The organism is Cytophagales bacterium, from assembly GCA_033344775.1.
GTDB lineage: Bacteria > Bacteroidota > Bacteroidia > Cytophagales > Cyclobacteriaceae > JAWPMT01.
Map to the genome: position 1 here is coordinate 1,430,327 of JAWPMT010000004.1, position 16,104 is coordinate 1,446,430.

General features: G+C 44.4%; 12 protein-coding genes. 9 read left to right on the forward strand and 3 right to left on the reverse strand.

The window, feature by feature from the left end:
- Positions 1 to 35: 35 nt before the first annotated feature.
- From R8G66_15030 to R8G66_15045, 4 genes are all read left to right on the forward strand, one after another.
- Positions 36 to 887 (forward strand): phytanoyl-CoA dioxygenase family protein, encoded by an 852-nt coding sequence (locus R8G66_15030; protein ID MDW3193682.1) that lies wholly within the window; start codon positions 36 to 38, stop codon positions 885 to 887.
- Positions 888 to 1,022: 135 nt separating this feature from the next.
- Positions 1,023 to 2,399 (forward strand): hypothetical protein, encoded by a 1,377-nt coding sequence (locus tag R8G66_15035; protein ID MDW3193683.1) that lies wholly within the window; start codon positions 1,023 to 1,025, stop codon positions 2,397 to 2,399.
- A gap of 107 nt (positions 2,400 to 2,506) precedes the next feature.
- Positions 2,507 to 3,595 (forward strand): serine hydrolase, encoded by a 1,089-nt coding sequence (locus R8G66_15040; protein ID MDW3193684.1) that lies wholly within the window; start codon positions 2,507 to 2,509, stop codon positions 3,593 to 3,595.
- Between the two features lie 956 nt (positions 3,596 to 4,551).
- On the forward strand, positions 4,552 to 6,030 hold the full coding sequence (locus R8G66_15045) for a hypothetical protein (GenBank protein ID MDW3193685.1): 1,479 nt from the start codon (positions 4,552 to 4,554) through the stop codon (positions 6,028 to 6,030).
- Between the two features lie 58 nt (positions 6,031 to 6,088).
- Here the strand turns inward: R8G66_15045 and R8G66_15050 are convergent, their stop codons facing one another.
- The 3 genes from R8G66_15050 to R8G66_15060 are packed head-to-tail and all read right to left on the reverse strand — an operon-like array spanning position 6,089 to position 10,971.
- Complete coding sequence (locus R8G66_15050) at positions 6,089 to 7,867, reverse strand: YfiR/HmsC family protein (protein ID MDW3193686.1); 1,779 nt, start codon at positions 7,865 to 7,867, stop codon at positions 6,089 to 6,091.
- Positions 7,868 to 10,543 carry a TonB-dependent receptor gene (locus tag R8G66_15055; protein MDW3193687.1) on the reverse strand — a complete coding sequence of 892 codons (2,676 nt, stop codon included), beginning with the start codon at positions 10,541 to 10,543 and terminating at the stop codon, positions 7,868 to 7,870.
- 23 nt (positions 10,544 to 10,566) lie between these two features.
- On the reverse strand, positions 10,567 to 10,971 hold the full coding sequence (locus tag R8G66_15060; GenBank protein ID MDW3193688.1) for a response regulator: 405 nt from the start codon (positions 10,969 to 10,971) through the stop codon (positions 10,567 to 10,569).
- 205 nt (positions 10,972 to 11,176) lie between these two features.
- Here R8G66_15060 and R8G66_15065 point away from each other — a divergent pair, with 205 nt between their 5' ends.
- The 5 genes from R8G66_15065 (at position 11,177) to R8G66_15085 (ending at position 16,104) form a co-directional block, all read left to right on the forward strand.
- Positions 11,177 to 12,103 (forward strand): aspartyl/asparaginyl beta-hydroxylase domain-containing protein, encoded by a 927-nt coding sequence (locus R8G66_15065; protein MDW3193689.1) that lies wholly within the window; start codon positions 11,177 to 11,179, stop codon positions 12,101 to 12,103.
- 253 nt (positions 12,104 to 12,356) lie between these two features.
- A complete protein-coding gene (locus R8G66_15070) occupies positions 12,357 to 12,935 on the forward strand; it encodes a TetR/AcrR family transcriptional regulator (GenBank protein ID MDW3193690.1) in 579 nt (192 codons plus the stop codon).
- Positions 12,932 to 13,678, forward strand: a complete 747-nt coding sequence (locus R8G66_15075) for an outer membrane lipoprotein-sorting protein (protein MDW3193691.1) — start codon at positions 12,932 to 12,934, stop codon at positions 13,676 to 13,678. The genes R8G66_15070 and R8G66_15075 overlap by 4 nt, the downstream gene beginning before the upstream one ends.
- 6 nt (positions 13,679 to 13,684) lie before the next feature.
- Entirely contained in the window at positions 13,685 to 14,899 is a 1,215-nt protein-coding gene (locus tag R8G66_15080; GenBank protein ID MDW3193692.1) for an FtsX-like permease family protein, read from the forward strand.
- Positions 14,896 to 16,104 (forward strand): FtsX-like permease family protein, encoded by a 1,209-nt coding sequence (locus R8G66_15085; GenBank protein MDW3193693.1) that lies wholly within the window; start codon positions 14,896 to 14,898, stop codon positions 16,102 to 16,104. The genes R8G66_15080 and R8G66_15085 overlap by 4 nt, the downstream gene beginning before the upstream one ends.

Genomic DNA, 16,104 nt, shown 5'->3' on the forward strand with positions numbered 1-16,104 from the left:
ACCAACTATACAATTCGCATCATCAACTAATACTTATGACAACCCTAGCTTTGAGTGCAGAACAAAAGCAGTTTTTCCTCAAAAACGGCTATTTACATCTCCCAAAAGCAATTCCTGATCAATTGGTTAATAAATGGCAATCATTGTTAAAAGATCACAATCGCGATTCATTCGATTTATCTGATCCATTTATTGCCAGGAATATAAGTTTTCTGGAAATGGACAATCCACGATTTATTGCAAGGATCAACAATTTAATGGGTCATTATCCTGAGGAGGTTTTGGAGTTATTAGCCCATGAAGCCATATTGAATATTGCAGAATCTCTTTGCGGCAATGATGCGATTCCCATGCAATGCGATGTATTGTTCAAACATGCGCATTCAAGCTCAAATGTTCTTTGGCACCAAGACGCCATTTATCCACGAATAGCACCGTACTTGAACATTGGATTTTATCTTGATGATGCCAACCACGAAGATGGGTGTTTAAAGTTGATCCCAGGATCTCAATCACAACGACAAAACATCAAATCCATTTCAAGGAACCAAGAGAAATTCATTATCGAAATCCCAGCGAACGCAGGAGATCTCATTGTTCATGACCTAATGATCGTACATAGCTCACTTCCTAAAAAAACAGCTGGCGTTCGACGTACCTTATACATGGAATGGTGGTCCGAATCTGCAGCTATCGGTCATGGCTCATTCTCCAAAAAATGGATCTATCTGCTAAAAAACTGGAAAGCTTTATTAACTAACCGATCCGCTAAGCAGTATCAAAAGAATGGGAGTTCTAGCTCAATGTTACCTCCAGAGTCTCAGGTAATCGAACAAATCCTGGAGCTACGAGAGCAACCAATCCCCGCAAACTATGGATTTCAATAATGGACTCAGATGAGTTTACATACTCAAAGTAGTAGTAGAAATCACACGACATTACAAGCAACTAACTGACTTCTTGTAATATCTTAATTCTTATTTCTCACTATTTTTATCAGCTGGAGCACAACCATTCCATTCATGTCTCAACCTGACCCTACTTCTGAAAAACCACAATGGCTAAGTGAACTTCAGTTGAAAAGCTGGGAACCGGAAATTCTACTGTCCGGGATTGTCCTTTATGGTATGTTTCAGGCGCCCGGATTACTGGATGAACTTTTAGCTTATGCCAAGTTGAACATCTGGGGCAACTTCACTGACCTGGATAACATGATTGCGCTCTTGAAGATTGCCTTGTACTGGCTGATACTTGGCTTGATACTGCACCTGATCAGCAGGGGCATTTGGGTCGGCATGGTCGGTCTTAGCTTCACCTTTCCCAACGGAATCAATAAAGAAAAGCTCAAACTCAGCCCTCGGTTTAAGGATCGAGTAGATCGCATCCCTCCTATTCAACAGATCATCATCAATCTCGAGAAGCTATGCAGTTCGCTCTTCTCTATTTCTTTCATGATGTTCATGATTATCATCGGAGGATACATGTTCGTATTGGTCACCATCATCATTCCAGTAGTTTCCTCTTTGGTTTACGTGGGCGTGAATAACGTTTCAGACATTCACGAATTGATCATTAAAATTTACGTCTATGTTGCCCTCGGAGTGGCTTTTGTGGCACTGTTTGATTTCGTCACGTTGGGGCTGCTTAAGCGATGGTCCTGGCTGTCACGCATTTATTATCCACTGCACAAAGTTGTAAGTGCACTCTCATTGGCACGGTTCTATCGCCCAATCTATTTTACGTTAATCACCAACTACAATCGCTGGAAAATCGGCAGCTTCCTGGTGTTCTTCGTGTTTTGTAGTGTTTTCTTAATGGGTAGGATCGCCTGGAGTGGGGCTATCCCGGGTGAGAGTTGGTCCCGATTAATTTTCTGGGATACCAGCGGATATGTCGCAAGTTTCAGCGGAAACTATGACGACCAAAATGATAAAATCCACTCTACGCAGGCGCACATTCAATCAGACATCATTTCAGAAAATACGATACGCCTTTTCACCGTATTGAAGATTGGCAGGGAAGACTCCATCAAAAAACATTGCAACTATGACTCGCTGATTCAGCTGGATACCGCCAGCCGATACGTAAAACTCCATTGTGCTAAAGATTTTTATCAGGTGCTGTTGGATGATGAAAAAATAGATAGTGTTGAGTGGTTATTTCATTACAAACAGAAAACAAAACAACGTGGATTACTTACTTATCTGGACATCACCGACTTACCCAAAGGCATGCATACAGTGAAGGTAAAAGGGCCTGATGAGATGTACCAAGGCTTATTTTCGATCATTCCTTTTTATAGAGAGCTAAGTCCTAATGGCTATGTGGCAGCACCGGCAGCAAAGGGCAAAGAGGAAGATCCAAGCTATCTGAGGTTGAAACCAATTTTACCGAAGTAGCGTCCATGACGTTAAAAATCATGAAAGGAAGGGTTAAATAATCCTAATTCGTTCGGCAGTTATCCCAATTGAGCTTACTTCGGAATCGTGTATTCCCCTTCAGGATCATGAAGAAAGCAATAGCTGCATCCATCTTATGCCTATGGGTTAATATCCATGGATTTAGCCAGTCGAGTTATACCTATTCCACTCCAAAAGCCTTAAATGACGGATGGGAAACGGCGAGTCTGTATGAATTAGAGTTCACTCCCGTCAGTATTGAAGATTTGTTTGAGCAACTTCATTACGAATCATACGAGATTCATAGCGTAGTAGTAATCCACAAAAACCAACTCATCATCGAAGAATATTTCGACGGGTATACAGTGGATCAACCTCACGACTTGCGCTCAGTAACCAAAAGTATTCGATCCCTCCTATTGGGAATTGCCCTGGACCAGGGATTTATTAAAAGCATTGATGATCCTATATCTACATACCTCAAATCGCATGTTCCAAGAAAGAACCTGACTGACAGTAAGGAAAAAATCACCATCAGGCACCTTATCACCATGTCCAGCGGCCTGGATTGCAATGACTGGGATCAGCAATCGAAAGGGCGAGAAGACAAAGTCTACAAAAAGAAAGATTGGATCCAATACACCTTGAACCTACCCATGATTCACGAACCAGGAGAAGTATCTGCTTATTGCTCGATGGGCACCATCTTATTGGCAGAGATCATCAGTCAGGCTTCCGGAATGTCACTTCAAGCATTTGCGCAACAATATTTATTCAATCCCCTGGACATCTCTAATGTCAAGTGGGGACACACATCAGATAAAGAGGTGATTGAATCAGGTAAGCGACTTTACATGACGCCCAGGGATATGGCTAAAATTGGACAACTGATCCTGAATAAAGGGAAATGGCAAGGAAAACAAGTCATTTCAGAACAATGGATTCAAGACGCTACCTCTTCTAAAACGAAAATAACGGGTATCAACTATGGCTATCTGTGGTGGAACTTGCCTTTTCAGACACCCCAAGGAAGGCAAGTATCCAAGACGGCAACGGGAAATGGAGGGCAATATATCATGTCATTTCCTGAGCTGGAGCTTGTGGTGATTTTTACCGGCGGTGCTTATAATTCTGAAAAAGACAAAATACCTTTTGCTATCGTCAGAGACGTGATCCTTCCGACTTTCAGTGAATAGTTGTGGATCAAGCAATATTTATGGGGAGTTACCTATTAAAGAACATTAATTCAGATTAAAGAGTTGAGTGAATCGCATAGATTACCTGGCTTAGGCACATTTCTGTCAGAAACACTTTCTTCCTTCCCACTTTTCCATCGATGAAAAGTGGGGAAAAATATAGACTGGATTCATTTTTTAACGCTTTTTGAACCAAAAGAGCAGGAATAAAATAAACTCGCCAATCAAGAAACGATACTGAAACGAAATTCTTCTGGCTCGAACAGAATTTTAACTGGCCGTCCGCATTCTTTTCTGCTCTTCTTTGAACCAAAAACCTAAAATGAATCAAGGTCGTCACTATCCGACAACTCCGATTTTATACTATTGCTCCACAGGTTTTTCGATTGATCCATAGTTGTCTCTAAATACAAAAAGGGCCTGCCCATTGCTGAACTTGCCCTATTAACCATGTAGTTGCCGTAGCTTCTACATCGCTCCAAACTACTGTTCGGATTCCCGATGGTTCCGTTTCTTCGAGTTGCCTCTCCGTCCGGTTTTCCGTCACAACCTTTCAAACTTCGCTGACCTGAGCCGTAACTCACATCCGCTTCCCTTTGTCTGGTTGGAAACTTTCGTTTCAGCTTCCTATCCCTTGCTTGGTGATACTAAAGTAGCCTATACTTTTGCGATTCCAAATTTTATAAACCCCTGATTTTCAACAGGTTTTCCACCTCATTATACCCTGGTTATACCACGGTTATGCACGAGGTTATCAACATTTACAGATTGTTGTACGAATTTCAGGACTCGTCTCAGTTTTCGAAATGGTTTCCATCTTGATAAGCTCAATTTCAGTACGAATTGTCCCATTTATCGACAAACGACACACTTAGCTACGGATTCGACATTGTCATTTTTATTGCCACACTCAAGCTTTGCTCATTATAATTTTAACTGCTAACAGCTGATTGCTTATGAGAACTTTTGAGATCCTACTACTGATTGTAGTAACACTTCTTCCCTTCGTAAAAAGGCCAGTTACACGATCCATCCAACCCCTTTATTTGGTCGGAGTAGTGAGCACAGTAACTTTACTGCACTTCATCATCGAAGGGTGGCGCTGGCAAATGGTCCCTGCTTACCTTCTGCTTCTCATTCTCGCCTGGCGAGTACTGACGATGAACCCCGACACTGCCAGGTTATCATTCTTACGCTTAATCGGATACTCGGGCATCATATTGATTGCTGCGGTTGGCTGGATCCTACCAATGGTATTGCCTGTATTTTCATTACCCCAACCAACAGGTGTGCATGCTGTAGGAACAACCTCCCTCCATTATATCTCCCAGTTGGACGAATCCATCACTCTTGATCCTTCGGACAAAAGAGAATTCATGTATAAAGTATGGTACCCCGGCCAGGGTCCGACCAATGACTACAATAGGGACGTGTATGTAGATCGTGGCAGCAGGTCAGGCTTTGCAACCAAATATGGCTTACCCGCCAATGCCCTGAACTACCTTGACCGTGTCAAAACGCATGCTTACCAGGAACTCCCTATCAGTAAGGGCAGTTTCCCCGTACTGATCTTTTCCCACGGATATGGTTCGAAAGCCACTGGGTATTACGCCTTGCTTAGCGAGATTGCCAGTCAGGGATATATTGTGATCAACATGAATCACACGTACGAAAGCCTTGGTGTAACATTACCTGACGGAGAAGTCAAATCATTTGACTATGGCTATCAACGTCAAATATCCGAAGGCGCTATGACCGCCGTAGAACCACTGATCAAGGCCTTCAAAGATGGATTAGATTATGAGGAGCGACATCCAATTGTAAGTGAAGCGGTTAAAACATATTTTGAAGGAACCATCGAAGACCGATGGGCCGATGATGTGATCCTGACACTAGACTTACTCGAGGATTGGAATGATTTCGGTTTGCTCAAAAACAAGATGAACCTGGATCAGATTGGTATTTTCGGACACTCTGTAGGAGGTGGCACTGCAGGTAAAGTGGCCATGCGAGACAAGCGGATCAAAGCGGCTGCCAACTTGGATGGTATTCAGTGGGGTAATATGATCGACAGTATTTATCAGATCCCCTATTTGTATATTTCTGCAGATTGGCCAGCGGAACATGAGGACATCAACTCCCACATATACATCAATAAGAGTACGGATCTTTTCTATGAATGTAAGCTTCTTAAATCCGGACACCCAAATTTCATGGACATCCCATTGATGATCCCCGTCAATTCGCTGAGTGGCTGTGGCACAATTGATCCATATTTAGGGCTAGAAATCACCAACTCATTGGTCACCGCGTTTTTCGATACGCACCTGAAAGGACTACTGAATAATAATCCGAGGCAAGTACGAAACAAATATGATTTACTCGAAGTGACGGTGCACAAAGGAAAACTGGCACAGTCTGCTAAAAACCCTTAACTATTCAGGGTCAACTACTCTCCTGATAACGGCCACCCGGAGCAATCTGGGTGGTCTTTCAGCTTACCTTTCTGATCGTAAAGCAAAATGTACTCCCGATCCCAAGTTCAGATTCTACCCAGATCTTGCCACCGTGCAATTCCACAATCTTTTTGCAGTGAGCCAGACCGATGCCGCTGCCTTCATACTGCGAGCGACTGTTGAGGCGTTGAAAAATTCCAAAGATTTTCTGCTGATTAGCCGGGTCGATCCCTATGCCATTGTCCTGTACCCTGAACAGCCAAAATTGCTCTGATGTTTCGACATATTCTTGTACTGAAATCTGCACTTCAGGAGGTCGATCAGGTACGGTGAATTTTAATGCATTGTTGATGAGGTTCTGAAAAAGCAAGGACAACTCTACTTCGTGACCATATAATGGGGGAAGTTCTCCCCACTCCACCTTGGCTTTTTTATCCTGAATTGTCTGATGAAGATTCGTTTTTACACCTTCCAGCAATTCCAGACCCTCCAGGTGCTGAAACTCCACATCTGCACCTAGGCGTGCATGTTCCATCAATCCTTTGATCATTTTTCTCATCCGAATGATGGCCTCATCGATAAACTTGACACTGGAAGTGCCTACATCGTCTAAGTTTTGTCCATCAATCAGCGACAGGGAACCTGAAATGGTATTGAGTGGCTCTTGCAGGTCATGGCTGGCGATATAGGCAAACTGCTCCATTTCCTGACTCTTCTGATCAATTTCACGCGCCTGAGCTTCGATGGCTGCATTCTTGATGGCCAGGGTTTCATTAGCTTTTCTTTTGATGCGATAACCTCTCCAAATAAAGAAGACCGTAATGAATGCCAGTGCAGCCAGAATAGCGAACAAGATCGTAAACCACTGCTGAGCATTGAGCTCTTGACGCTGGATGTTTATCTTTCGATTTTGCTCTTCAAGCTCGATGGCCTGCTGTTCCAACTCCTGCTTTTGCTGCTTAAGGTTTCGATCCAGCCTGGTAATCTCCTGCTGTCGGGCTTCGATCTGATCTTCATATTCTTGCTCTACAACCTGCTGTTGTTGCTCCCGCCGCTCATAAGCTGCTTTCTGGGCTTCACTACGAAGTTGCAATGCACGCAGGGAGTCATTTTGAACCTCGCTCTCTCTTTTAAGAGATTCAACCTCCAGGCGACGCTCATCCATGAGTGATCGTTGATCATTAATGCGTTGATTAAGCGTGCCAATCTCCGCTTTTTGTTCATCCAAAGCTTGTTCCTGCTCCTCTGATAATGATCGCGCTTCCTCCAATGATTGGAAAGAAGCCTGATACAACTCCTGCCATCGTTCAGCCGTACTGATAGAAGTTCGGCGCAGACCATTATTGATGGTGAAACCTTCGATGTTCAACCGGGTCTCATTCAACTCGAACTCAAAACCATCAGTGGTCTCGATGATGTTGATCATAGACTCATTGAAACCATACCCTTCACTGACAACCAGGACATTTTGGCCTTTCGCAAACTCCAATACCTGATCGATGTTGTAGTTGAATTGTTTGTGCAAATAAACCAGTTGGTATCTACTGATGTCTGACAATCTCGTGATCCGGCGGACCCTCATGGGAAGGTCGCGTACCGTACGGCCTTGTTTCACCATTTTCGACAATTCCTGTACCACCGGATCGGTCCCCAAGACACCCACACTGAACTGATCCAACTCTGTTTCGTTTTGCCAAACAACCTGCCTTGCAAAATTGTAAATGAATATAGCCCGCTGTTTCGTACGAATTTCTTCGTCCTGAGCCATAGTTTGCAGCCCCCCAACCAATGTAATTAAGAAAAGAAACTTCCGCATCTAGAAACTTAAGGTCATCTTCATAAACCAGTGGCGTCCATTCACGCCAAATTGCTGTACGCGTCTGCTGTACCTAAAACTTCCGTGAGAAGTATTTCCCGAGTGGGCGTGCTCATCCGGGTAGACATCCATGAGGTTGTGCCCACCAACCAAAAACCTAAAATTGTCACTGAATTGATAAGCTACAGAAACATCAGTGATCAGTTTCGGATCAAAGGTCTGATCCCTGCTTTCTACCATTCCATTGAATGTATTCAGGATCCAATTGGTTTGATCTCCATCTTCGGGATGGATATATTCTATTCTACCAAACAAGGTGAAATTCACATCAAAACTGAATTGCTGATATTTCAGATTGTTTTGCGAAATGATCTTAAAATTCGGTTGAGCCACCTCTACCCTTGAAATTTCCTCACGATTGAAAAGTACCTCTTCCTCACCTGACAGGGCTCCATTGGCTTGCACTCCACCATCCAATCGTGTATTGGTCCAATTTCCCGATAGCAGGCTAAAAAACTCGTATTGCGGCATTTTCAACCGATAATTGAGCACAACGTCCACCCCGGTTGTTCGCGTATTGACTGCATTCGTAAAGAACTGCGCTGCTCCTACCCCCAATGGACCTAAAATGGCTTCATAACCCTCATCAAAACGACCGGAAAGCACGATGCGGTCCCGGATCCGGATGTCATAGAAATCCACCTTGATGGTAAAATCAGCTGTCGGTTTACCAATGAATCCCAGACTGATATGATCGGAAAGTTCTGGCTTTAAGTCTCCGATCCCAAACGCTCTGGCCACCGTACTTTCATTGTTGAACGTACCTACCCGAAGCGGATTACTATTCACGAACTGTGTTCCGACATTATTGAAATAGAACTGATGCAGCGAAGGCGCCCTAAATCCCGTACTCAAGCCGCCGCGGAGGCTATAGTTTTCACCGAGTTTATAGCGGCCGGAAAGCTTCCAGGTCAGCTGATCCCCAAAATCACTGTACACTTCATATCGCAGCGCCGTACCCAAAAGAAAAGCATCACTCATCTTACTTTCGATTTCCAGGTACCACGCATTGTTGGTCCGGAATTCTTCCAGTTCATTATCCTCCTGAAAGCCAGGAAACACCTGTGCTCCCGGAGCAGCCTGCATCCAGTTGGCCCCCACAAGCACCGAGTCTCCTCCATTGACATACGAAGCTTCCTCGCCCTTGATGATCTCGTACCTTTCAATCCGCATTTCCGCTCCAAAAGCTACATTCACCCCCTGGAGGGCATTGAACGTGCGAAATGCATCGAAATTCGTGGTGTTCTGGGCATAGAAAAAGCCTCCGGAATAGAAATCCGTTGGTGATGTCAGTCCCAGGCTGGCGTTGTTGGAATTTTCCACATTGAAATCCAAATGATTCCTTCCAATGGTGTTACTCAGATCTAAATTCCAGGTATTTTTCAGTCCTCTAAAACCCAGGGTGATTGCATCATCTCTGATGTCCGTGCGTAATCCAGGAGAAAAACCATCAGGATACAATTCGGCTACTACACGCACACTGTCTTTTGGAAAGCGATAAAAACCCCGACTTTTACCTTGTCTAAAATTCACCCCACCATGGCCGTAAAATTGCGTCACGTTATTGATAGGGATCTCCATGTTAAAGAACACACTTTGATTTCTGGTAGCCGCGCTACCGATGGACATCACACGCTGATTGTCATAGCCTGTCTGATCGAAGAAGTCGCGTTGACTGATTAGTACCTCATCTAAAGTCGGATTGTTATTGGCATAAACAGGACCTTGATAAGCACCTGCACGATTGACTGCTCCTCGATCCCGGAACTCAAGTGTCATGTTGACATGGCCGCCTTCTCCGATATCAAAACCACCATTTCCATAAAAGAACTTCGTGGAGCCATCACCCAATTCATTGACCCCATAGCCACCATCCACGGTAGTCACCCCTGTCCGTTCTTTTAATACAATATTTACCACACCAGCAATGGCATCCGAACCGTATTGAGCCGCTGCCCCGTCGCGGAGTATTTCTATTCGATCTACGGCCCCTGCAGGGATGGCATTGAAATCCGTACCCACACTACCCCGACCAACTGTCCCGTTCACATTCAACAACGAGCTGATATGCCTTCTTTTTCCATTGATCAACACCAACACCTGATCCGGACCCAGTCCTCTCAAAGTAGCAGGATCAATAAAGTCTGATCCGTCTGAGATGGTCTGATGGGTGGAATAAAAAGATGCCGCGCTATACTGCATGATCTGTCCCAATTCGATCTGAGGGGAAGCACTTAATATGGCATTGTTAATAATGTCGATAGGAACGGTCGTTTCCTGCAAGGCCCGTGGAGTAAATCGCGTACCCACATTAACTTCCTGATCAATACTAAAGCCTGACTCAAGTTGAAAATCCAGGTAAATGCTATCCCCAGCCTCCAGGTCTACTTGTCGCACCTTGTCACTGTACATAACAAATCCGGCAACAATGTTGTAGGTTCCCGGATCAATGTTCATCAAAAAATTACCATTAACATCCGTAGATGTGGAAATGGTCGACCCTTCAACGGCTACTTTAGCACCGGGAAGATTACCAAACTGATCATAAACTTTGCCCGCTACCTTTACTGATTGTCCCAGAGACGGAAAGCTCATGACCAGGCAAATGCCCAGCATCAAACAGATGTTCCGGCTGTGGATCATGATGGGTAGGCGGCAAAATATTGATCCAATATCTCATTCACCTTGTCGGGATTGAGGGGCTTGCTGACAAACATTTTCACATCCTGATGTGACGCAGCTGCTTCTTTGTCTTCGATACTCACTGATGAGCTTAAGATCACCACAAATGGGAAGCTTCCATTACCCATTACTTTTCGGGCTTCTTCCAAAAACCGCCAGGCATTCATACCGGGCATGTTGATATCGACAATGATTACCTCTGGCATCTCATTGCGTTCAAGGACACTAAGGCCGTCCCTGGGATCATTCACGGATACGATCTCCTCTACGCAATTCGCTCTTTCAAGGAATGTTCGCGTGATGAATTCATTGGCCTCCTCATCATCAATGATGAGAAATGAATTGAGTTTATGACGACTCATGGGGTAAAAAGCTAGCGGACCTGTTTTAGTGTTGATTAAAAAATCAAAATTAAGTTAATGATTATGCATCAGGAATGAAAAATCGATGATCGCGACTTTTTACCGGATATGCAGGAAAGAATTCGTGTTTTGGGTTTGTTAGCACAAGGACTTTAGCATCCTGGAATTTGGGAGGCAAATACCAATTGCTCAACTTTGCGAATGTATGGGAGTGCTGAATTTACTGACGTCACCAGGTGTGATCATCATTACTTTTTTTGCCGCTTGTGGATCGATCATCCATTTCAGGGGGGAACGTCGATTCAAATTCAGCCGTCAGATCTTTGACCACTCGACCTTCATGGCGCCTATCAACTTATTGATGTATGCCTTTTCGAGCGTTCAAAACAAGCCTTTCCTGAAACTAAACGATGTTCCCGAGTTGGAAGTACTGACTCAAAACTGGGAAGTACTGAAAGAAGAAGCACTGGATCTGAACCGAAACCAAACCATTAAGGGATCGGACAAATACAACGACATTGGATTTAACTCATTCTTTCGCCGGGGCTGGAAGCGATTTTACCTGAAATGGTACTCCAAGGATTTTCACCCTTCCTCGATTGATCAGTGCCCCAGAACTATCGAACTCTTGAAGCAAACGCCCTCCGTAAAGGCCGCCATGTTTGTGGTATTGCCTGCAGGTTCTAAGCTACCCAAACACCGTGATCCCTATGCGGGCTCTTTGAGATATCATTTGGGTTTAGAGACTCCTAATTCGGACGATTGTTTCATTGACGTGGACAACCAAACGTATGCCTGGCGTGATGGTGAAGCGGTCTTGTTTGACGAGACCTATTTGCACCATGCCGAGAATCGCACCGAACAAGATCGCCTGATCTTCTTCTGTGATGTCCGTCGACCCATGAAAAATCGTTTGGGCAAATGGCTTAATGACTTTTTCTCGTGGTTCATTGTGGCCGCTGCCAAATCTCCTAATGACTCCAATGACAAAACAGGGTTCCTGAACAAGATCTTCAAGTACCTCTATGCCCAGCGCCTCGTAGGCAAAAAACTCAAGGCTTACAACGAGCGACTTTACTATGTGGTGAAGTGGGTGTTATATGGGGGCATTATTTATTGGGTGTTGTTTTAAAGAAATTAGCGAGCGTTTTTAAGGTTGATTCCCATAAAATTACTACCATAGCACTAGCGAGTTAGGCATTGCAAACGCACACCAGACTTTAAGTGATGTTTTAATCTGCCAAGAACCCTATACCCTCATATTTCAAATCTTCCTACGCATCTCATTCTAATGAATGATTTTACTCATTTGATCGAATCAAGGCGACAATAAAATTTGCCATATATTTGAGAACTTTTTTATTGACCAAACGTTCAGTCAAAGTATGAGCCCTCGTTCAAGTGAACAATTCAAAGAACTGCGAGACGCTTCTCGCCAAAAGATTCTGGAATCCTCACTGGAGCTATTCGGAACCAAAGGCTACAAAAGCACGACCATTTCGGATATCGTAAAAAAAGCCGGTATTTCGAAAGGCCTGATCTACCACTATTTCGATAGCAAAGAAGACATCCTGAAGCAACTGGTGGACTTCTTCATAGAAGGTGGCCAGGAAAAGGTCTCTGAATTAATGACAGGAAGTGCAAAGGACCGACTCAATAAAATCATCGATTGGTTCTTTCGGGAAATGCGAGAACATGAGCACCAGTGGGCTTTATTCATCAACCTGACGGTACAAGTGCACGATTTTGATTTCATCCATGAAATGGCTACTCAGAAAGCGAATGGATATGTGGCCATGTTTACCGAGCTTTTTCGGGAATTAGGGTATGAAAATCCTACGGCGGAAGCACGCATTTTAGGTGCGCTCTTTGATGGAATCGGCATGCAGTACTATGTATTCAATGAGCAGGACTACCTCACTGAAATGGAACAAACACTTCGAGATAAGTATCATTTGCTATGAAAAAGCAATATTTTTTTCTGATGTTCTCCCTGTTTAGCGCGACTGCTTTATGGGGACAAACTGCCAAAGAGATCGTGCAAAAAGCAGATCAATTAATGCAGGGTAACTCATCGCAAGGTGAGATGAAAATGACCATAGTACGGCCCAAATGGACCCGCGAAATCGGCATGAAAACCTGGTCGAAAGGCAATGAATACAGCCTGACCTTGATCACGGACCCAGCTCGAGATGCGGGTACAGGGTTTCTAAAACGAGAGAAGGAATTGTGGAATTGGCAACCAACGATTGATCGGGTGATCAAAATGCCACCTTCCATGATGATGCAGAGCTGGATGGGTTCGGATTTTACCAATGATGACCTGGTAAGGGAGTCCTCCATCGTGAAAGACTATGAGCATCGCCTGTTAGGCGATACCACTATCGGGGAATACACGGCGTGGAAACTGGAACTGATCCCACATGAAGATGCACCGGTAGTATGGGGACGTATCCTCGCCTACGTCGAGCAGCATAATTATTTCCAGTTGCTTTTCAAGTATTACGATGAAGATGGCTTTCTGATCAACACCATGGTCTTGTCCGACATTAAGCAATTTGGTAATCGAAGCATCCCCTCCCGACTAGAAATGATCCCGGCAGAAAACCCCGATCAAAAAACGGTCATGATCTATGAGAAAATGGCTTTTGATGTGGAGCTGGATGACCGGTTCTTTTCCTTGCAGAACCTGAAAAGATTAAGATAGGCTAACATGAAACTCTATCTCATCATGGCCTGGCGAAATGTCTGGCGCAATAAGAAACGGACCTGGATCACGGCTTCTTCGATCGCTTTCGCGGTGTTTTTTGCGGTGGTGATGCAGTCCATGCAGCTCGGTTCTTACGAGCGAATGATTGACAACTCGGTACGGTTTTATACCGGACACCTTGCCGTGCATCAGGAGGAATACTGGGACGACAAAGTACTGGACAACTCTTACTTGATCGAGGAAATAGCAAACCTTCAATTAAATGATGACCAAGTGGCAGTCAGTGTGCCAAGACTATCCTCATTCGCGCTGGCCTCCTACGAAAATCATACAAAAGGAGTCATGATCAATGGCATCGACCCGGAGAAGGAAGCACAACTGACCTTGCTAGACAAGAAAGTAACGCAAGGTGCATACCTGAAAGATGAAGGGATCATGATCGCCGAAGGGCTAGCCGAGTACATGGGCATGCAATTGGGTGACACACTGGTACTGATAAGTCAGGGGTATCATGGGGTAAATGCTGTTGGCAAATATCATGTGGTTGGTTTCTTAAAATTCCCGGTCCCGGAGTTCAATCAAACAGCGGTTTACATGCCATTGGCAACCGCTCAGGTATTTTACGGCGCACCTGAAATGATCACCTCCCAATCAATTTTATTACTACAAGTCAAAGACATGGTTGAAGTTCAACAATCTGTTCAGCAGCAGATGGAAGGCTCCAACTTGACGGTCATGAATTGGGAAGAGATGATGCCAGAACTGATCCAGAGCATCGAAATGGACTACTACGGTGGTTTGATGATGATCTACATCCTCTATGCAGTGATAGGGTTTGGTATCCTCGGCACTTTCCTGATGATGACCAAAGAACGGACTTATGAATTTGGCATCCTAAATTCCATTGGGATGAAACGCTCGAAGATCCAAGTCACTGTAGCACTGGAAATCATCTTTTTGACCTTCGTAGGCGTTGCCGTCGGACTATTAGCCAGCACACCATTGGTTATCTATTTCTATCACAACCCGATCTATTTCACAGGTGATTACGCCAAAGCCTTCGAAAGTTTTGGATACGAAGCCATCATGCCTTTTTCGATGGACCCGGTCATTTTCTACAATCAGGCCATTGTGGTGTTGTTGATCTCCTTGCTATTGGGAATCTACCCGATGATGTACATCAAACGACTGAAAATCATTAAAGCCCTGAAAGAATGATTGCTAAATTATCATGGAAAAATATCTGGCGGTCACGGCGACGCAGCCTCACTGTTATAGGAGCCATCGCGATTGGCGTTTGGGCCTTGATTTTTATGATCGGCTTCTACAATAGCTTTGGTGATGCATTCATTCGGAGTGCTGTCAACTATGAATACGCCCATATCCAGATACATCATGCAGATTATCTGGAAGATCCGGACCTAAAATACGTTTTAGAGGATTATGCTGGGTTGGAAGACCATTTGGGACAAATTGAAGAAATTCTGTCCTATTCTGATCGAATGAAAGTGAATGCCATGTTGGCTTCTCCAAAAACCAATACTGGCATCCAGGTCTTTGGCATCGACCCGGCGAAAGAAGCTAACACGACTCAACTTTCCGAGCAAATGGTGGAAGGCACTTATTTTCAGAAATTCAAACGCAACCCCATCCTGATCAGTGAAAAATTGGCTGAAAAACTTAAGGTCAAGATACGATCTAAGGTTGTCCTAACCTTTCAGGATAAAACCAACGAGATCACTGCTGCCGCTTTTCGCGTGGAGGGCATCTTCAATTCAAAATCGCCGGCCATCAACGAGGGTGTCGTTTATGTGCGAAAAGACGACCTGGCCAAACTTACCCTGATCGATCAACCACATGAAATAGGGATCCTGCTCCACAGTGCACAAGCCATTGACTCTACACAAATTCAAATTGCACAGTTCACTAGCAATTCAGTAAGGTCCTACAAAGAAGTAGCACCGCAATTCAATTTGATGGAAGAGTCCTCCGAAATGATTACCCGGATCATGACCGTGATCATGATGCTGGCTTTACTCTTCGGGATCATCAATACGATGCTCATGGCCGTATTGGAACGTACTCGTGAAATAGGCATGTTAAGATCGATTGGCATGCACAAAAGCAAAGTGTTTAGTATGATTCTGCTAGAGACGCTTTTCCTCGGGATGTTGGGTGGACCTGTAGGTTGCTTACTTGGACTAGCGACAATCACCTGGCTCAACACCAAAGGACTGGACATGAGTGCCTATGCAGATGCACTGGCCCAATATGGCGCGGAAGCCATTTTTTATCCTGCCATGCAAGGCAGTGAATACATCAGCCTCATGCTGGTGGTAATCTTCACCGCGTTTGTTGGTGCCATCTACCCGGCCCTCAAAGCCATCCATTTGAATCCTCTTGAAGCCATTCGAAAATTGTGA